This window comes from Nakamurella panacisegetis, from assembly GCF_900104535.1.
Classification (GTDB): Bacteria; Actinomycetota; Actinomycetes; order Mycobacteriales; family Nakamurellaceae; genus Nakamurella; species Nakamurella panacisegetis.
This window is the reverse complement of the sequence record NZ_LT629710.1, coordinates 2,407,986-2,425,794: the sequence shown is the minus strand read 5'-3', so window position 1 is coordinate 2,425,794 and position 17,809 is coordinate 2,407,986. Positions and strand designations below refer to the sequence as shown.

General features: G+C 67.3%; 16 protein-coding genes. 4 read left to right on the top strand and 12 right to left on the bottom strand.

The features are described from left to right. Positions 1 to 23 precede the first annotated feature (23 nt). The 4 genes from BLS97_RS10640 to BLS97_RS10625 all read right to left on the bottom strand — a co-directional run bounded on the left by BLS97_RS10640 (position 24) and on the right by BLS97_RS10625 (position 3,805). Positions 24 to 1,220 carry an ABC transporter substrate-binding protein gene (locus BLS97_RS10640; protein WP_090475945.1) on the bottom strand — a complete coding sequence of 399 codons (1,197 nt, stop codon included), beginning with the start codon at positions 1,218 to 1,220 and terminating at the stop codon, positions 24 to 26. Between the two features lie 91 nt (positions 1,221 to 1,311). Further along, on the bottom strand, positions 1,312 to 2,151 hold the full coding sequence (locus BLS97_RS10635; RefSeq protein ID WP_197676515.1) for an ABC transporter permease: 840 nt from the start codon (positions 2,149 to 2,151) through the stop codon (positions 1,312 to 1,314). Further along, positions 2,148 to 2,936 (bottom strand): ABC transporter ATP-binding protein, encoded by a 789-nt coding sequence (locus BLS97_RS10630; RefSeq protein WP_090475944.1) that lies wholly within the window; start codon positions 2,934 to 2,936, stop codon positions 2,148 to 2,150. The genes BLS97_RS10635 and BLS97_RS10630 overlap by 4 nt, the downstream gene beginning before the upstream one ends. Then, positions 2,933 to 3,805, bottom strand: coding sequence for an ABC transporter permease (locus BLS97_RS10625; RefSeq protein WP_197676514.1), 873 nt, complete (start codon positions 3,803 to 3,805; stop codon positions 2,933 to 2,935). Before BLS97_RS10625 ends, BLS97_RS10630 begins: the two co-directional genes overlap by 4 nt. Before the next feature lie 357 nt (positions 3,806 to 4,162). Between BLS97_RS10625 and BLS97_RS10620 the strand changes: the two genes are divergently transcribed. Continuing rightward, a complete protein-coding gene (locus tag BLS97_RS10620) occupies positions 4,163 to 5,542 on the top strand; it encodes an MFS transporter (protein ID WP_090475942.1) in 1,380 nt (459 codons plus the stop codon). 6 nt (positions 5,543 to 5,548) lie between these two features. Here the strand turns inward: BLS97_RS10620 and BLS97_RS10615 are convergent, their stop codons facing one another. After that, complete coding sequence (locus tag BLS97_RS10615; protein ID WP_157695350.1) at positions 5,549 to 6,085, bottom strand: hypothetical protein; 537 nt, start codon at positions 6,083 to 6,085, stop codon at positions 5,549 to 5,551. 98 nt (positions 6,086 to 6,183) lie between these two features. On the opposite strand from BLS97_RS10615, the gene BLS97_RS22850 reads away from it, so the two are divergent. After that, complete coding sequence (locus tag BLS97_RS22850; RefSeq protein WP_157695349.1) at positions 6,184 to 6,324, top strand: hypothetical protein; 141 nt, start codon at positions 6,184 to 6,186, stop codon at positions 6,322 to 6,324. 338 nt (positions 6,325 to 6,662) lie between these two features. On the opposite strand, the gene groL is transcribed toward BLS97_RS22850, so the two are convergent. The 6 genes from groL to BLS97_RS10585 form a co-directional block, all read right to left on the bottom strand. Continuing rightward, positions 6,663 to 8,312 carry a chaperonin GroEL gene (gene groL / locus BLS97_RS10610; RefSeq protein WP_090475940.1) on the bottom strand — a complete coding sequence of 550 codons (1,650 nt, stop codon included), beginning with the start codon at positions 8,310 to 8,312 and terminating at the stop codon, positions 6,663 to 6,665. 111 nt (positions 8,313 to 8,423) lie between these two features. Continuing rightward, positions 8,424 to 8,675, bottom strand: coding sequence for a hypothetical protein (locus BLS97_RS10605; protein ID WP_090475939.1), 252 nt, complete (start codon positions 8,673 to 8,675; stop codon positions 8,424 to 8,426). Between the two features lie 91 nt (positions 8,676 to 8,766). After that, positions 8,767 to 9,129: a propane 2-monooxygenase effector subunit MimD gene (gene mimD, locus BLS97_RS10600; protein WP_090475938.1), complete on the bottom strand. Its 363-nt coding sequence runs from the start codon at positions 9,127 to 9,129 to the stop codon at positions 8,767 to 8,769. After that, positions 9,126 to 10,232: an aromatic/alkene monooxygenase hydroxylase subunit beta gene (locus BLS97_RS10595; protein ID WP_090475937.1), complete on the bottom strand. Its 1,107-nt coding sequence runs from the start codon at positions 10,230 to 10,232 to the stop codon at positions 9,126 to 9,128. The genes mimD and BLS97_RS10595 overlap by 4 nt, the downstream gene beginning before the upstream one ends. 33 nt (positions 10,233 to 10,265) lie before the next feature. Beyond that, positions 10,266 to 11,306 (bottom strand): FAD-binding oxidoreductase, encoded by a 1,041-nt coding sequence (locus BLS97_RS10590; protein ID WP_090475936.1) that lies wholly within the window; start codon positions 11,304 to 11,306, stop codon positions 10,266 to 10,268. A 158-nt stretch (positions 11,307 to 11,464) separates the two neighbouring features. Beyond that, positions 11,465 to 13,132 carry a ferritin family protein gene (locus tag BLS97_RS10585; RefSeq protein WP_090475935.1) on the bottom strand — a complete coding sequence of 556 codons (1,668 nt, stop codon included), beginning with the start codon at positions 13,130 to 13,132 and terminating at the stop codon, positions 11,465 to 11,467. A gap of 352 nt (positions 13,133 to 13,484) precedes the next feature. Here BLS97_RS10585 and BLS97_RS10580 point away from each other — a divergent pair, with 352 nt between their 5' ends. Then, on the top strand, positions 13,485 to 15,326 hold the full coding sequence (locus tag BLS97_RS10580; protein WP_090475934.1) for a sigma-54-dependent Fis family transcriptional regulator: 1,842 nt from the start codon (positions 13,485 to 13,487) through the stop codon (positions 15,324 to 15,326). 178 nt (positions 15,327 to 15,504) lie between these two features. On the opposite strand, the gene purU is transcribed toward BLS97_RS10580, so the two are convergent. Continuing rightward, on the bottom strand, positions 15,505 to 16,377 hold the full coding sequence (gene purU, locus BLS97_RS10575; protein ID WP_090475933.1) for a formyltetrahydrofolate deformylase: 873 nt from the start codon (positions 16,375 to 16,377) through the stop codon (positions 15,505 to 15,507). Between the two features lie 238 nt (positions 16,378 to 16,615). On the opposite strand from purU, the gene BLS97_RS10570 reads away from it, so the two are divergent. Beyond that, positions 16,616 to 17,524 (top strand): IclR family transcriptional regulator, encoded by a 909-nt coding sequence (locus BLS97_RS10570; RefSeq protein WP_090475932.1) that lies wholly within the window; start codon positions 16,616 to 16,618, stop codon positions 17,522 to 17,524. The last annotated feature ends 285 nt before the right edge of the window (positions 17,525 to 17,809 follow it).

Sequence of the window (17,809 nt, the reverse complement as noted above, 5' to 3'; positions counted from 1 at the left end):
CGGGGCCCTTGGCGTCGGCCGGGTCAGGCGCCGCCGGGGTTCAGCGTGACGGTGATCGGCTTGAAGCCGGCCCCGGTGACATCGACCCCCTTTGCCTTCAGCGCATCGAGTGCCTTCTGCGCATAGACGTTGGTGAACGCGTCCTTGTCCGGCGCCTTGGTCAGCACCGTCTTGCCGTCGGCGTTCTTCGTGCCCATGGCGATCTTCACGGTGCGGTCCCAGTCGGCCTGGTTGACGATGCCGATCCCGGCGGTGGACGGCCAGATCAGCTTGTTGACCTCGTTCATCTGCCAGAGCTGGTGGCTGGCACCAAGTTTCGAACCGGATTTGACCACGATGTCCCGGCACTCGGCGGCGTGCGTCGAACAGTAGATCCAGCCCTGGAAACTCGCCGTCAGCATCTTCACCGTGGTGGCCTGGTACGTCGGGTCGGACAGCTTCTTGGTGCTGGCCCAGATCGCGTCCTGGAGCATGGACGTGCCCTCGTCCGACCATTTGATGACGTTGAAATCGGCGGTCGTGTAGAGCTTGCCGGTCTTCGGGTTCTTGGCCTCCAGCACCTGCGCGTACTCGTTGTAGATCATCGCCTGAGCGGCGTCGATATCGCCGTTGAGCAGCGCGTTCTCGTCGAACTGCTGCTGCACCAGCGTGACGTCGGTCGACGGGTCGAGCCCGGCCTTGGTCATTCCGGCGAACAACTCGAATTCATTGCCGTAACCCCAGTTGCCGACCTTCTTGCCCTTCAGATCGGCCGCGGTGGTGATGTTCTTGTCCTTGAACGAGACCTGCGTGGTCCCGGAACGCTGGAAGATCTGGGCCACGTCGGTGATGTCGGCCCCCTGTTCCCGCGACTGCAGCGCCTTGGGCACCCAGGCGATGGCGTAGTCGGCCTGCCCCTGGGCCAGGACGGTCTGCGGGACGATGGTGGTCCCGCCCTCGAGCAACGTCACGTCCAGGCCCTGCTCCTTGTAGAAACCCTTGTTCAACGCCACGATGTAGCCGGCGAACTGGGCCTGGTTGAACCACTGCAGCTGGAGCTTCACCTTGATCAGCGGGCCGCCCGCCGGGGCGGACCCGGCCGCGGACGACGATCCGGCCGCGGAGCTGGACGGGGCGGCGCTGCCGGCCGATGTCGTACTGGAACTGCTACAGGCAGCCAGCGTGACCAGACTCATGACGGCCGCGGCGGCCAGGGCAGTCCTGCGAATCCGTTGATACATGGACGGTCTCCTTCGTGGTGAGGCACTGATGCGGACCAATCGGGAAATGCAACGGCGACGCTGCCGATCTCGGGGACGATGCGCGAGGAGTTCAGGACACGGGGCCTTGACGCGCTCGCATGGCCAACGTTTCGACCAGCAGAGCGGCCAGGAAGAACAACAGACCGAGAACAATCGCTCCGACCACGTAGGCCCAGGCCAACGCGTAATCGCTGGCCGCGACGGCGGAGGTGATCTTCGGCCCGAGGCCGGTCTGCAGACCACCGAAATACTCGGCGACGACGGCCGAGATGACACTGAGCGAAGCGGCCAGCCGCAGTCCGGTGAAGAAGTGCGGGAGAGCCCCGGGGATTCGTACGTAGCGCAGCACGGCCAACCCGCCGGCCGCGTAGCTGCTCATCAGCTCGGCGTGCACCGGGGACAACTGCTTCAGCCCCCGGACGCTGTTGACGAACACCGGGACGAACGTCGCCACCGTGACCACCAGCCGCCGCGGCCAGGTGGAGGTGGAGTCGAACATGGTGTTGAAGATGGGAGCCAGCACCACGATCGGCATGGTGGCGGCCGCCGCGGCGAGCGGCGTGATCAGCTCGTCGGCGATCCGGAGACGGGCCGAGAGAGCGGCCGCGATCACGGCGAGAAATGTCCCCAACAGCAATCCGGCGAGCGCGTTCGCGCCGGTCTTCCCGGCGGCGAGGTAGATCCGGTGGAGATTGCCGCCGAGTGCACTCCCGATGTCCGACGGAGCCGGAAGGACGAAGGTCTGGACGTCGAACGCTTTCGTCACCCACTGCCAGAGGGCGAGCACGACCAGGCCCAGGACGATCGGCGGCCACACGAAGCCGAACACCGACCCGGTGCGGCGCAGCAGGGAGACGCCGGATCGAACGGGATCCAGGGTCGCGGCCGACTCGGCGGGCGGGGCGCTCACCCGATCACCTCATCGACGTCGGCCCGGCCCCGGAGCGATTCCCGCACCCTCGTCACGGCGGCGAAGAACTCCTCGGATTCGCGGGTGCTCACGTCACGGGAGCCCAGCGCGATCGGGACCACATCGGCGATGCGGCCCGGCCGCGGGGACATCACGACCACCCGGTCGGACAGGAACACCGCCTCCGAGATCGAGTGCGTCACGAAGACGACCGATGCCCCGGTCTCGCCGGCGATCCGGACCAGCTCTCCCTGCATGCGCTCCCGGGTCATCTCGTCCAGCGCACCGAAGGGCTCGTCCATCAACAGCAGGGACGGACTCTCGGCCAGCGCCCGGGCGATGGCCACGCGTTGCTGCATGCCGCCGGACAATTCCCCGGGCCGGTGGTCGGCGAATTCGGAAAGGCCGACCAGTTCGAGCAACTCCCGGGCCCTGGCCCGACGTTTCGCCTTGCCGACCCCGTGGACCGCCAGTGGCAGTTCGACGTTCCCGGCCACCGAGCGCCACTCCAGCAATCCGGCCTGCTGGAACGCGAATCCGTATTCCTGGTCCCTCCTCGCCCGGTCGGCCGATTTGCCGTTCACCGTCACCGAGCCGGTACTGGGTTCGATCAACCCGGCGATGATCCGCAACAGCGTCGATTTCCCACAACCCGACGGTCCGATGAGCGAGACGAATTCGCCACCGCTGATGCTCAGGTCGATCCCGCTCAGGGCGGTGACGTCGCCCTTGCGGGCGGTGAAGATCTTGCTCACGCCGTCGATCTGCACACTGGTCTCGTTCATGCGGTGCGTCCTCTCTGGTAGCGGCGCAGGCCGAGGTCCAACAGACCGACCAGGGCGGCGGCGATCAGGCCGAGCACGGCGGCGCCGATCACCGCGGCGTACAGCCGCGACGGGTCGCCGGTCGCCTGCTGCGAGTAGTCGATGATGACGCGGCCGATCCCGTCCGGCACGCCGATCGACGTCTCCGCGACCACGGCACCGACCACCGACGCGGCCGCCCCGAGGCGCAATGCCGGGATCAGGAACGGGACGCCCGCCGGGAACTTGAGCCGGACCAGCGTCGTGATGCGGCCGGCCGAGAGTGACCGGAACAATTCGGTGTGGACGGCCGTGGGCGACTTGAGCCCGCGCAGCATCCCGACCGAGACCGGGAAGAAGGAGAGGTATGCCGCGATCACAGCGACCGACATCCACTGCTGCCACTGGAATCCGCCGAAATGCAGCCCGGCCCCCCACCCGGAGATCAGAGGCGCGATCGCGATCAACGGCACGGTCTGGCTGAGCACGATCCAGGGCAGCAGCGCCCGTTCGGCCACCACCAGGGCATCCATCAACAGGGCCAGCGCCAGGCCGACGACTGCTCCGACGACCAGGCCCCCCAGGGCCAGGGCCAACGTGTGCAGCCCGGCCGAGACGATCGATCCGAGCACGCTGCTGCTCCCGGCCAGGGACACCTCCTGCGAACCGAACGCGGACCAGATTGATCCCAGGTGCGGCATCGAGGAGTCGCCGGTGCGGGGCAGTACCCGGGTGCCGAAGACGCTGATGCCGTCGGCCGGCGCGAAGTCCTTGTAGAGCTCCCAGCAGGCCCCGATCAGGACCAGCCCGACCAGCGCCATCACCGTGCGCCGAACCGCAGTGGACGTCACGAGGCCTCCCCGAGGTGGCACGGCCAGGAAGGTCCTGACCGGGGTGCTGCGACGCGTACCCAGCGAATCGGAATTCTCCTCGGGGATGGGGTTGTGGGTGAAGTGAACGGGCTGATTCTCAGCAACGCTTGTTACGCGCGAGTGACATGCACGGAATTCAGCCATTCGGCTCAGGAGCAGGCCGTGACCGTCCGGGCACCGGGTATCTCGTCCGGGCACCGGGTATCTACGGTGCCGGACACTGGTCCTCGTGAATACGGAGCGGCCGACCCAGATGTGAGCCGCGCGATGGCCCGCCCCGAGGGTGCGAGCGAGCCCGTTTGACCTGTACCGCACTTCAACTTCTACCGTGAGGAGATGACGATCGCCGCCCCGCCCGCACGTCCCAGCCTGTTCGCCCCGGGCTTCCGGGCCGTGTCCATCGCCGGCGTCACCATGGTCGGCGTGCAGGCGTTCGAGGCGGTGGCGGTGTCCACCGCGATGCCCACCGTGGCCGCCGCGCTCGGTGGGCTGAACGGTTACGCCCTCGCCTTCGGGGTGCCGGCCGCGGCCAGCATCGTCGGGATGGTCTCGTCGGGAAGCTGGAGCGACCGGCGCGGACCGGTCGGCGCCCTTGCCGTCGGCTGGCTGCTGTTCGTCACCGGCCTGCTCGTCGCCGGGCTGTCGACCTCGATGACGATGCTGATCGGCGGTCGCGCACTGCAGGGCCTCGGGTCCGGCCTGACCTCCGTTGCCCTGTACGTCGTCGTCGCCAAGACCTACCCGGAATCGCTCCGGCCGCGGATCTTCTCGGCCTACGCGGCGGCGTGGGTGCTGCCGGCGTTGCTGGGTCCGGTGATCGCCGGGTTCGTCGTGGTGCACCTCGGGTGGCGATGGGTGTTCCTGCTGGTTCCGTTCATCGCCGTGGCCGCGGCGGTGGCCGGCTGGGGCCCTTGCCGTCGGCTGCTGGCCGCGCACGATCCTGCTCCGGCGACGCTGACCGTGCGAGAGAGCCTGCGACGCAGCAGCTTCGCCGTCATGGCCGGGTTGGCCGCGTGCCTGCTGTCGGTGGCCGGTCAGACGCAGCGTTCGGTCGCCATCCCGGCCATGCTGGTGGGGGTGCTGCTGCTGGTGGTGGCCATTCCCAAGCTGCTGCCGAGCCGCACCTACCGCAGCGGCCGGGGGCTGCCGACGGTCGTCCTGCTGCGCGGGTTGACCGGAGCGGCCTTCACCGCGGCCGAGGTCTTCCTTCCGCTGTTGCTCTCCCGCGAGCGCGGCCTGTCCCCGACCGGAGCCGGGATCGTGCTCACCGTCGGTGCCCTGGGTTGGTCCGCCGGGTCAGCGTGGCAAGGGCGCGTCAGTGCTTCGGATCGCCGACCGGCCCTGCTGCGGCTCGGACTGATGATGCTGACCATCGGCATCGCGGGGGCCTGTGCGACGGTGTTCCCGGCCGTCCCGCTGTTCTCCGTGTATGTGGCCTGGACGATCGCCGGACTGGGCATCGGCATCGCCTACCCCACCATGTCGGTGCTCACCCTCGAACTGTCCGCGACCGACGACGAGGGCCGCAACTCCTCGGCGCTGCAGGTGAACGAGGCGTTGCTGCAGGCCATCACCCTGGCCGTGTCGGGCACGGTGTTCGCCGCCCTGATCGTGAGCTCGCACGTCCTGCCCTACCTCGCCGGATTCACCATCGCCGCCGGAGCAGCCGCGACGGGAGCGGTACTGGCCTCCCGGGTCCGCCTCCCCACCGGCTGAGCCCGTTCAGGCGGCCCGCCAGGGCAGGGTGAACCCGCCGGACATGAGGTCGTTCCAGCCGTCGAAGGACGCGATGATGCCGGCCATGAGGCTCTCGTCCAGACGGCCGCTGCGACCGCCGGCCAACACCAGCAGGGCGTAGCAGTAGAGCCAGTAGCACTGGCTGGCCGCGTCACCGGCGCTGCGCTCGAGTTCGCTGATCACCGCCGGCATCAGCGTGACGACGAACGTACTGAGCGCCTCGGCCGACTGGGACAGTTCCTGTACCCCGGTGAAGACCCGGTCGCGCATCTCGGTCAGCACCGGGGATGTCATCGGGGCGAGCTCAGGTTGGAACGCGTGCGCGCGTTGAACGCCGTTCAGCACGGCCGTCACGATGGCACCGCCGTGTTCTCCGCTGTAGCCCTGGCCCGGGTTCTCCGGCGAGAAGATCCAGCCGGCGATCTCATCGAGCACCAGGATTTCCAGGCTCGGCAGGTCGCGGAGGGTCAGGTCGGCGAATCCGGCCCGGCCGGGCGACGTCTTCTCGGCGGTGTCATCCATGTCCTGCATCTCCCGGAGCTAGCCGTTCTCAATCTGAGACGGACGAAGTATGTTGCTTTCAATAGCGTCTCGGCCATGCGGCAGAGAGAGGTCCCGACATGCCATCGCTGAACCCGTCGACGCCCCACGGCCATCCGCATCACGCGCACCGCGCCTCGAGCGTTCGGATCAGCGTCGTCGAGGGAACCCTGCTGCTCCTGCTGACCGTCGTCATCTGCGTCGCGCTGCTCGCCCTCTGAGGGCTCGCGGATCAGCCCACCCCGGCGTGGATCAACTTCTCAGGCGTGGATCAACTTGTTCGTTTTGGGACGGATGAGGCAGAAGTGGTCAACTTCGTCCATGCCTGGGAAGTTGATCCACGCCGAACACGGGCGCCAATCGGGCGCACAGCCGGGCACCTCTCGCCGCGACCATCTAGGCAGCCGCCCAATCGGGCGCACAGCCGGGCACCTCTCGCCGCGACACGAGAGGCGCCCCGCTGTTCAGGTGGAGCCCGGGCTCCATCGTCGGTGGCGGTGGCCGCCGGTCGACCCGTTCGGGCCGGGCCGGCGGCTGATGCCGATCTCACGCGCCCGGGTCAGTAGATGTTCGACGGGCGGACCATGCCCTCGGCGAGGTCTCCGAACCCGGGGGCCATGATGGCGCCCGGGTTGACCAGAACCTCTTCGACGATGGCGGTTTCGGTGGTGATGAGCAGGGCCGCGATGGAGGCGGCGCTCTGCAGGGCGGACCGGGTCACCTTCAGCGGGTCGATGACGCCGAAGTCGAACATGTCGCCGTACTCGCCGGTCATCGCGTTGAAGCCGTGGCCGAGAGGCAGCTCGCTGACGATCTGCACGACCTCGTCGCCTGAGTAGCCGGCGTTGATGGCGATCCAGCGCAGCGGCTCGTCCAGTGCACGCCGGACGATCTCCCGGCCCTGCAGGGCATCGCCGGTGAGTTCCAGCGAATCCAGCGCCGTCCGGGCGTGCACCAGCGACGACCCGCCGCCGGCCACGATGCCCTCCTCCAGCGCCGCCTTGGTCGCCGAGAGCGCATCCTCGACTCGGTGCTGCTTCTCCCTCAGCTCGACGCTGGTGGCCGCGCCGACGTGGATGACGGCGACCCGACCGGACAGCCGGGCGATCCGCAGGTTCAGGTTGTCCTGGTCGTGCTCGTTCTCGGTGCGCTCCAGTTCACGGCGCAGATGCCCGATGCGGGCTTCGATCTCACTTGCCTGGCCGGCCCCGCCGATGATGGTGGTCCCCGTCTCGGTCACCGTCACCTTGTGGCACTGGCCGAAGTGCTCCACCTGGAGCTGGTTGATGCTCAGGCCGGACTCCGGGCTGACCACCCGTCCACCCATCAGGGCGGCCAGGTCCTCGAGCTCGGCGACCCGGCGGTGTCCGAACCCGGGGGCGCGCACCACCACCGAACGGAAGGTGCCGTGCACGTTGTTGGTGACGAGCATGTTCAGCGCCGGCCCGTCGACGTCCTCGGCCAGGATGACCAGGCCCCGGTTGGACTTGCGGGCCTGTTCCAGCACCGGCATCAGGTCCTGCACGGACGACAGCTTCTGGTTGGTCAGCAGCACGTAGGGGTTCTCGAAGACGGCTTCCATGCGGTCGCGGTCGGTGACCATGTACGGGGAGATGTAGCCGTGATCGAACTCGACGCCGTCGATGAACGTCAGGTTCAGGCCGAATGACGCCGACTCCTCGACGGTGACGACGCCGGTGGTGCCGACGCGGTCCATGGCCCGGGCGATGACATCTCCGATGGCCCGGTCGTCGCTGGCCGACAGACTGGCCACGTGAGCCAGGTCGTCGATGCCGCCGACCTGACTGGCCCGGTCGGCGAGCGTGGTGACCACAGCCGTCACCGCTTCCTCGATCCCGCGGCGCAGTTGCATCGGGTTGGCCCCGGCGTCGACCGCGCGCAGGCCCTCCCGGACGAGCGCCTGAGCCAGAACGGTGGCCGTGGTGGTTCCGTCGCCGGCCACCCCGTTGGTCTTCATCGCTACTTCCTTGACCAGTTGCGCCCCCATGTTGGCGAACGGGTCGCGGAGCTGGATCTCCCGGGCGATGGTGACCCCGTCGTTGGTGATCGTCGGTGCGCCGGTGAGCTTTTCGATGATGGCGTTGCGGCCTTTCGGACCGAGGGTCACCTTGACCGCGTCGGCCAGGGCATTCACCCCCGATTCCAACAGTCGCCGGGCTTCGACGTTGAAGCGCAGATCCTTCGCCATGGTGAGAACAACCTTTCGTGGGGGTGGAGCGTCGCGGATTTCGGTGCCGTGGTGCGTTATTCGTGGTGCAGTATTTCTTCGTGATGCGATATTCCGTGGTGCGCAAGCATTTCAGTGGGTCAGCGAACCGACCCGATCGGAGAGGTAGGCGTCGGGCAGGGTGGACAGGCCCAGATCGGCCCGAAGGCGCAGCAGAGCAGAGCGTTCCGGCCCGGTCGGCAGATCGAACAGCTGAGCCGAGTCGAGTTCGTCGGCTTCCCACCCTCGGCGACGCAGCAGCTGCCGCGCCTCGGCCAACGCCGCCGCGTGGTCGCGCCGCCGCTCGTCATCGGCCTCGATGGCGGTGATCGTCAAGTGGTACATGGATTTTCCTCCTTGGGAGGGCACTGCGGATCGGGTGACGCCGAGGATGTGCGCCGACGGCACCCGACCCGCAGAGCGGAGCGGCCACCGGTCAGTTGACGACCGGAAGATCGAAATCGATGTACTCGGCGGCATCCTCGGGGTTGGCGAAGAGCATCGTCTTGTCGTCGAAATGCACCATGCGCCCGTAGTGGGTGGACATGATCTCCTCGAAATCCGACTGGTCGAATTCCGCACCGAGCGCTTCGGTGATCTCCTCGAAATCGAAGGTGATCGAGCCGCTGCCGTCCACCCGGATCATCGACGGATACTCGGAGATGGTGACACCCGGCTTGTGCGACATGATCTCGGCCACCACATAGCCGTTCTGGTTGTTCATCAGCGTCACCCCGCACATGTTGGACGACGTGCGGTTCACCGCGCCGAAGTCTGAGGGTTGAACGGTCTCGGTCATGCGGAAAGCTCCTTCGGTTCGGTCAGGCCCAGATCGGACAGGGTGGCGCGCAGACCCTCCTTCGAATCGTCCAGCGATGTTTCGAAGCTGATGATCTTCTCCAGTGGCTGCGACCAGATCGGCTGCAGGGTGCGGGCCGCCTTCAGGCTCACCGGCACCCACTTCGACAGCCAACCCTGCATGATCACCCGGTTGGCTTCGCCGTGCACAGCGTCCTTGGCCAGCATCGAGAACAGCGTCCGGGTGTAGTTCAGATCCCGGGAGTAGTCGTTCTCGCCGGCGCCGACGATGGTCGGGGTGACGTAGTCGCCGTTGCGGGCGGCGATCTGCATGACGAGGTGGCTGCGGAACAGCACGCCGACCAGCGATTCGTACACGACGTTGGTCGCGAACACGGCCTCGGCCCAGTCGCCGATCGCGGTCAGCTTCTCCACGTTCTCGCGCACGCCCTGCCACACCGGGTCGTTCTGCCAGACGTCACGGTGCACCGCCCCGTCGAATCCGATCCCGGCTTCGGAGAGGTCCAGGTTGTACAGGGCCAGGTCCTGGGCAAACCGCAGCTTGTGCACGCTGTTCACGCAGATCGCGTTGTTGAGCATGTTGGTCGGAGCCGAGCGCTGGGCGGCGACGAAGACGTGCATGCCCAGGCCGTGCTCGGCGTGCATCCAGGCGCCGACGTTGCGCTCCAGGAATGTCACCCAGGTCGGCGAGAACGCCTCGAAGGCGCGGGCGCCGCGGGCATTCGCCAGGTTCTGCTGGACCTGACGGACGATGTTGGCGTTGTTGCGGAAGATCGTCTGTTCCCACTCCTCGTTGGGATCGCGGAACAGGTGCCAGTCGCTCGACTTCAGCTCCGTCCAGTCCTTCGGGTAGCCGCCCGGGCTGTCGGCGAAACCGTAGAGCCAGCCCTGGCTCAGGTGCCGCTCCGGGTCCGGCTGGACGTCGACGGTGACGTCCTCGTAGGTGGTGGCCCGCAGCTTGGTGGGCTTGAAATAGTTGTAGGTGCGGCTCTTGGAACTCGGAAAGTCCAGCGCGCCGGCCTCGGCGTCGGTGAACTCCGGTTTCGGGAAGCTGCGCACGGGTGTCGCGGCGGTCTGTGTCATGTTTCCAGCTCTCTGGTGTGGATGACGGCGATGTCAGATGACGGAGGTGGTGAATTTGTCGAAGTAGATCCGGTCGGTCGGGACGCCCCGGCTCTCCAGGATCGGGATGGCAGCATCGACCATGGGCGGCGGGCCGCACAGGTAGAGGTCGGCGTCGGTCAGGTCGGCCTCCCGACGATTGACGACATCGGTGACGAAACCGGTGTCACCCTCCACCCCGAGCTCGGTCCAGTCGTCCGGCCAGGTGTCGGACAGGCAGGGCACGAAGGTGAAGTCGACCAGCCGGTCGGTCATGGCCATGATCTCCGGCAGGTAGAACAGGTCGGTCGGGTTGCGGGCCCCGTAGTAGAAGGTGACCGGCCGCCGGTTCTCGGTCTCGGCCATGTGCCGCAGCAGGGAGAGGATCGGCGCCATCCCCGCTCCGCCGCCGATACACACGATCCGCCGGTCCGACTTCGCGCGCAGGGTGAAAGTTCCGTACGGTCCGGTGATCTCGAGCTCGTCGCCGACCTTGATGCCGCCCTCGAGCAGCCCGGAGAAATGGCCGCCGGCGTACTTCTTGATGATGAATTCCAGCTCACCCGGTGTGGTCGTGGTGGTGGCCATCGAGAACGAACGGTGCTGGTCCGTCCCCGGGATCGAGATGTCGCTGTACTGACCAGGTTTGAAGTCGAAACGACCCCCGCTGACGGTCAGCCCGAGGGAGACGATGTCGTGGGTGAGCGGCGTCAGGTGCCGGACGGTGGCGGTCACCTTCTGCAGCGGCACCGCGTCCCGGAGTACCTCCTCGTCGTAGTTGATCAATTCGATCTCGGCGTCGCTGTACACGTGGGTCTTGCACAGCAGGATGTACCCCTCCTCGCTCTCGTAGTCGGCGAGAGCGAATGTCGAATACCGGTCCATCTGCACGTCACCCTCGATGAGGAACGACTTGCAGGCCGAGCACTGACCCTCACGGCATCCGTGCATCAGGGTGATGCCCTGCCGGAACGCGGCATCCAGGACGGTCTCCGACTCCTCGACCTCCATCTCCAGGTCGACCGGTTCGAACTTGACGCGGTGGGTTTCCCCCATGACTTTCACTCCTGACAGTGGTGAGAAACGTGCCGTACATCCGGCCGACCGATCACCAGGACGATGACCGGCCGGACGGATGCTGCGCGGGCGGACCAACGGAGAACGCCCGGGCCGGGCCCGGCGATGGCGGCGACCACCGGGCCCGGCACTTCGTGTTACGCGGAGGCGAAAGCCGCGGCCGCGGCCGACGTCCGGCCGCCGGGGCCGCCCGCCTTGTAGTCGGCGATGTGCGCTTCGCGATCCGCGTCGGACATCTGGTTGAGCAGGATGTTCGGGCTGGCGAAGTTGATGCCCCGCAAGTCGTCCAGGGTCCACAGCTTCTTCGGGTCGTCGAGGTGCAAGTGCGGCTGCGGGATCAAGGTCTTGCCGTCGTCCCGTACGTAGCCCAGGTCCTTGACGATGTCCGCGAGATCCCGGTTGTGGTGCAGGGTCTCCCATTCCCGGTGCCCGGTGAGCCGTCCCATGTTCGGAGTGGCCCGGCCCTCGTACTCGGGACGGAACGCCTTCATGTCGGTCCAGGCGCACGTCTCCGAGCAGTAGGTCTTCCAGGTGCCGTCCACCTTCTCGGTGACCATGTCCTCGCGGATGAGGCACGGCACCATGCAGGTCCAGCACCGGTGCGGGTACTGGTACCCGACGTCCTCGAACGCGATCGGCTTGTTCAGGCCCGGGTAGGCCAGGCGGTTGTAGTTCTCCCACCACTTGCCGTACTTGCTGTACCAGCCCGGGTACTTGTACTCGAACCATTCGAAGTCGACGTCGGTCATCGCGTCGATGCGCCAGTAGTTCACCGGCCAGCCGGTGGCGAAGAACTGGGCCGTCTCGTGCACGTAGCCCTTGTTGATGATCCGGTTCCAGGCCTCTTCGACCAGGTCGTGGGGGATCTTCAGGCCGTACTTCTCCAGCGGGATCAGGTAGCTGCGGTAATAGTCGTCGTAGATCCAGCGGCGCCACATCTCCGCGTAGCTGTCGCGCTCCTTGCGCCGGTCCTTCGTGCCGTACTCGATGAAGGTGCCGATCGCGGCGTCGACCACGCAGTGGTTGTTCCACCAGGCGTAGCGCAGGTCGCGCTCGAGCAGCTGGCGGTTGTCCTCGTCGGCCAGGGCCATCAGCAGGATGGAATAGCCGTTGCTGATGTGCCGGGACTCGTCGGACTGGACCGAGTGGAAGACCGTCGGCAGCAGGTAGTCGCCGTTGGCCGCGGCCTCGGACGGCATGGCTACGAACAGGGTGTTGGTGAAGGCGGTCTCGGCGACCACCGTCAGGTAGATGTTGGCCGCGGTGATGGCGTCACCGGTGATGAAACCCTCGCCGAACTGCCGGCCGATGGTGCCGGCGTAGTTGTTCGAGAAGGCCTTCTCGGTGATGTCGAAGCCGGCCGGGTCGATGTAGTGGTTCATGTAGAGGCGCTTGAGGTTCATCTGGATCGTCGAGTGGCGTACCTCGTCGATCATCTGCACGGCGAGCCCGTTGTGGATCTCCGGGTTCGGCACGGCGTCGATCGCCATCGGCATCGCCCGCGCGGCGGAGATCTCCGGGAACGGGATGATCGACAGGAACAGCTTCTGCCACTCCATCCACCGTTCCTGTACCTGGCGGAACATGTTGCCGCGGATGGCACCGTCCATGGCACCGAAGACGCGGTTGTCCTTCTCCTCCTCCATCGGGAAGTAGGACCGCAGGATCTGCTTCAGCGGGTCCTTCTTCGGCGCCTTGTCGAACTTGTAGTCGGTCCCGAACCGAGTTGCCGGCGTGGCAAAGGTGGGCTCCCACGACAGCTCGGTGATCTTCTGGTGCGCCTTGCTCAGACTCTGTCTGCTCACTGCTCGTCCTCCTGTGGGTCGGTGGCTGACACGGCGGACATGGGCCCGGTTCGGATCGGTGGGTCACGCCTGGACGCGGTCGGTCCGCTGCGGATTCCGGCCCGGCCGCGGGGCGCCGGGGTCATGTCCTCGTGGTCGAATCACACCGTGCGAGCAGGGGCGTACCCGTCTCAATCTGAGATCCCCGCCACACCCCTGGCGTCAACTGCATAGACTCGCTACAACGCGTCCTGGAGGTGCGCTGCACGCACCGCCCCCGGTAAGGCCCGCCGACGAGCCGCAACGGGGGTTGCCCCTCCGGCCGCCCGCCGCCGATCGAAGATCAACTGTCGCACCACGAAGGACCCTGGCAATGACGCCACTACCTCGAGCGCGGACCGCCCCAACGCACCGGCCACTGCGGCTTGCCGTGGCTCGGGAGGCCTTCCTGACCGCCGAACCGGTCGACGAGATGTCCGTCCGTGCACCGATCCTCACGTCCTGGCAGCGTTCGCGGGCGTTCCGCGTGATGGCCGACCGCCCCGACCTCCGGTTCGTGAAGGAACCGAACCCCAACTCCCCGCTGATGCTGTGCTCCGAGCCGATCCTGAAGCAGCTGGAGGATGAGCTGACCGATCAGCCGATCAGCATCGTGCTCACCGATGCCAACGGTCTGGTCGTCGACCGCCGCGCCCCCCGCGGACAGCTTTCCCGTCATCTCGACCACGTCAACCTGGCCCCCGGTTTCAGCTACGCCGAGAACCTGGTCGGCACGAACGGCGTCGGGACGGCCCTGGAATCCGGACTGCCCACCCTGGTCAGCGGACACGAGCACTACGCCGAGAACCTCGAGCGACTGACGTGCGCCGGCGCCCCGATCCATCATCCGATCAGCGGTGCTCTGCTCGGCGCGCTCGATCTGACCACGTGGGCCAAGGAGCCGGGTTCCCTGCTGCTCACCCTGGCCGTGACCACGGCGAGCAGCATCGAACGCAACATGCTGACCCAGGCCAGCCAGGACGAACTGGCGCTGCTGCGGGAGTACCTCAACGCCTGCCAGCACGCCGGCGGGGTGGTGCTGGCCATCAGCGACGAGCTGGTGATGATGAACGACCAGGCCCGGCAGAACCTGAATCCGACCGACCAGGCTGCCCTGCTCGGACGCGCCGCCGATGCGCGGGGTCTCGGCCGGCCGATCACGCTGGTCGCCGAGTTGCCCAGCGGACTGATGGCGCGAATGCACTACCAGCCGGCCTTCCTGGACGACCGTCTGGTCGGCGGGGTCCTGCGGGTGCAGTTCAGCTCCAGTTCGGCGGCCGTGGAGAGCCAGACCTCGACCTTGGTCCCGATGTCGGTGACGCTGCCCGGCCTGGTCGGCAGCTCACCGGTGTGGACCCGCTGCGTGCGGTCGGTCGACTCCTGGTACCGCCGCCGGGAATGGGTCGCGCTGGAGGGTGAGGCCGGGGTCGGCAAGACCGCGCTGGCCCGCGCCGTGCACCAGCGCCAGCATCCGACCGGACGAGTGGTGGTGCTGGACGCCGGCGACCCCGGCGAGATCGAGGCATGGCTCGACGAGGTGGCCGAGGCGTTGGCCGGCGACGGCGGCGCGGTGATCCTGCAGCACGTCGACCGACTCGATCCGGCGTCGTTGACCGGGTTGGTCGATCTGCTGGCCGAGGCGGCCGCCCACGCCGACCAGCCCGACCATCCGTGGGTGGCCATCACCATGGCCACCGAGCGGTCCGGCACCGAGCTGGAGTCGCAGCTGCTGCCGCACTTCCCGCACTCGGTGCAACTGCCACCGCTGCGCCACCGTCTCGACGATCTCCCCGTACTGATCCCCCATCTGCTGCACCGCATCGCCGGCCCCCAGCAGAGCCTGACCTGTTCGCCCGAGGCCATGCGGCAGCTGATGAAGCTCCCCTGGCTGGGCAACGTGGGCGAACTGCGCGAGGTGCTGCAGAAGGTGATCCGGCTGCGGCGTTCCGGCAGCTTCACCGTCGAGGACCTGCCGGCCCAGTGCCGTTCGGGCAGTCGCCGCCAGCTGACGCCGCTGGAGAACCTGGAGCGCGACGCCATCGTGGCCAGCCTGATCGCCAATGACGGCAACAAGGAACGCGCCGCCCAGGAGGTCGGCATGTCCCGCGCCTCGATCTACCGCAAGATCCGTGACTACGGCATCCACGTGCAGCTGCCGTCCGGACGTCACGCCTGAGGCCGGACACGTGCATTCCGGTCGCGTCGAGCGAACCGGCCTGCGTCCGTCGAGCGAGCCGGCCTGCGTCCGTCGAGCGAACCGGCCTGCGTGGATCAACTTCCGTGTTTTGGGACGGAAGTGACAGAAGTCGTCACTTTCGTCCCTGCCTGCGAAGTTGATCCACGCCGAACACGGGTCAGCGGAAGACGACGGTGCGGGTGCCGTTGGGCATGACCCGGCGCTCGCAGTGCCACTTGACGGCCCGCGACAGGACCTGGGTCTCCACGTCCCGGCCGGCCGCGACGAGGTCGTCGGGGCCCAGGTTGTGATCGACCCGGGCCACGTCCTGCTCGATGATCGGCCCCTCATCGAGATCGTCGTTGATGTAGTGGGCGGTGGCACCGATCAATTTGACGCCACGGTCGTGCGCCTGGTGATACGGCTTCGCACCTTTGAAACTGGGCAGGAAGGAATGGTGGATGTTGATCGCCTTTCCCGACAGTGCGCGGCTGGTCGACTCACCGAGCACCTGCATGTAGCGGGCCAGCACCACAAGATCGATCTGATGCTCGGCGATGAGCTCCAGCATGCAGGACTCGGCCTGTGCCTTGGTATCCGGCGTCACCGGAAGGTACGCATAGGGAATGTCGTAGGACGCCGCCAGTGCGGCGAAATCGTTGTGGTTGGAGATGATCACCGGAATCTCGATGTTCAACGTGCCCATCCGGTAGCGGTACAGCAGGTCGTTCAGACAATGGCCGAATTTCGACACCATGATCAGGGTCCGGGTCGGGGTCGCCGCATCGACCAGTTCGTACTCCATCGCATGCTGTGCGGACACGTCGTCGAATCCGGCCCGCAGGTCCGCGAGATCGGGTACCGGCCCGACGAAATCGAAATGCACGCGCATGAAGAACCGTCCGGTCAGACGGTCGTCGAACTGCTGGCTGGCCAGGATGTTGGCGCCGAACCGGACCAGATAGCCGGTCACCGCGTACACCAACCCGGGCCCGTCCTGGCACGACAGGGTCAGGATGAACTCACGGCCGACAACGGGACTCGGGGACACCGCACCTCCAGGTGAAGATCGCTCGGGTTGCACACCGCGCAACGTGTCGCTCAATGTGCAACGCACAGCATGTTCGCTGTCGTTCGTCCGGTCAAGGGTTCCGGCGCGGTGACCGCGAAATCTCCCTCGTCACCTCGGCCCGAGCCGTGCCGCCACTCCGGAGCGACGCCCTTCGCGGGAAGGCGATCGCCGCGGCACCCCACCACCGGCCGATGAAACTGCCGCTACTCTCCGACGTATGCCCGAACCGGCCCTGTCGCGCGCGGCCCACCATGGCGAACCGGCCGAGTTCGCCGACCGGAGCGGCCGCGCGCCCGACGGCCGCGCGGTCGACAGCGGCAGCGGCAACGGGAGCGGCTCCGTGCAATCGGTCGACCGGGCCCTGACCATCCTCAAGCTGCTGGCCGCGGACGGCGAGCTGGGTGTCACCGAGATCGCCGGCCTGCTGGGCGTCCACAAGTCGACGGCCTCACGTCTGCTGGCCACTCTGGAGACCCACGGACTGGCCGAACAACTGCCCGACCGGGGCCGCTACCGGCTCGGCGTGGGCGTCCTGCGACTGGCCGGGGCGACGCGGTCGCGGCTGGACATCGTGCGGGAGAGCCGCCCGGTGACGGCGCCACTGGCCGCCGACATCGGCGAAACGGTGAACATCGTCATTCTCTCGGGCACCGAGACCCTGTATCTGGACCAGGTGGCCGGCCCGTCCGCGTTGCAGATCCACAACTGGATAGGGCACCGAAACCCGGTGCACGCCACCGCGAACGGTCGGGTACTGCTGGCGCACGCATCGGCGACCGAGGCCGAGGCGATCCTCGGCGCGGCCCTGACCCCGTCCGGCCGGTTGCGTGCTCTCACGCCGAACACGATCACCGACCGGGCCGCCCTGCAGGCCGCCCTCGCCCTGGTCCGCCGGGACGGCTACGCAGTGGCGGTGGACGAACTCGAGATCGGGCTGACGGCGGTCGCCGCGCCCATCCGCGGGGTCGACGGTTCGGTCATCGCGTCTCTCTCGGTGTCCGGTCCCAGCTTCCGACTCGAGGCGACCCGGATGCCCCGCGCGATCAAGGCCGTCCGCGACGCCGCGGCCCTGGTGTCGGCCCGCATGGGCTACCTGGCTCCGTCCGGCGGGATTCGTCCCGTGTGACGGTCCCTGTGTGTGACGGCCATGTGTCGGTGACACCAGCTCAATCGGGGCGCTGCGTCACGGACAGGTAAATCTTCGCCGGTCAGGCCACCCCGATCACCCCGGCACCCTTGACACCCCTCCCACGCCGTTCCATGCTGTTGCTCAGGAAGCACGGCGATGCGTAATGCGCAACAGTTCGATCGCCGTCGCCATCATGACCGTGACCGTCCGACGTGGAGGTATCAGGAGTGAGCGCGAGCCTTGCGCAGGGATCAGCCCCAGCAAGTGCTGCGACCGCATCTG

Coding starts and splice junctions, on each gene's coding strand:
- BLS97_RS10640 (WP_090475945.1), bottom strand. CDS start 1,220: ATGTATCAACGGATTCGCAGGACTGCCCTGGCCGCCGCGGCCGTCATG.
- BLS97_RS10630 (WP_090475944.1), bottom strand. CDS start 2,936: ATGAACGAGACCAGTGTGCAGATCGACGGCGTGAGCAAGATCTTCACC.
- BLS97_RS10620 (WP_090475942.1), top strand. CDS start 4,163: ATGACGATCGCCGCCCCGCCCGCACGTCCCAGCCTGTTCGCCCCGGGC.
- BLS97_RS10615 (WP_157695350.1), bottom strand. CDS start 6,085: ATGGATGACACCGCCGAGAAGACGTCGCCCGGCCGGGCCGGATTCGCC.
- BLS97_RS22850 (WP_157695349.1), top strand. CDS start 6,184: ATGCCATCGCTGAACCCGTCGACGCCCCACGGCCATCCGCATCACGCG.
- groL (WP_090475940.1), bottom strand. CDS start 8,312: ATGGCGAAGGATCTGCGCTTCAACGTCGAAGCCCGGCGACTGTTGGAA.
- BLS97_RS10605 (WP_090475939.1), bottom strand. CDS start 8,675: ATGTACCACTTGACGATCACCGCCATCGAGGCCGATGACGAGCGGCGG.
- mimD (WP_090475938.1), bottom strand. CDS start 9,129: ATGACCGAGACCGTTCAACCCTCAGACTTCGGCGCGGTGAACCGCACG.
- BLS97_RS10595 (WP_090475937.1), bottom strand. CDS start 10,232: ATGACACAGACCGCCGCGACACCCGTGCGCAGCTTCCCGAAACCGGAG.
- BLS97_RS10590 (WP_090475936.1), bottom strand. CDS start 11,306: ATGGGGGAAACCCACCGCGTCAAGTTCGAACCGGTCGACCTGGAGATG.
- BLS97_RS10580 (WP_090475934.1), top strand. CDS start 13,485: ATGACGCCACTACCTCGAGCGCGGACCGCCCCAACGCACCGGCCACTG.
- BLS97_RS10570 (WP_090475932.1), top strand. CDS start 16,616: ATGCCCGAACCGGCCCTGTCGCGCGCGGCCCACCATGGCGAACCGGCC.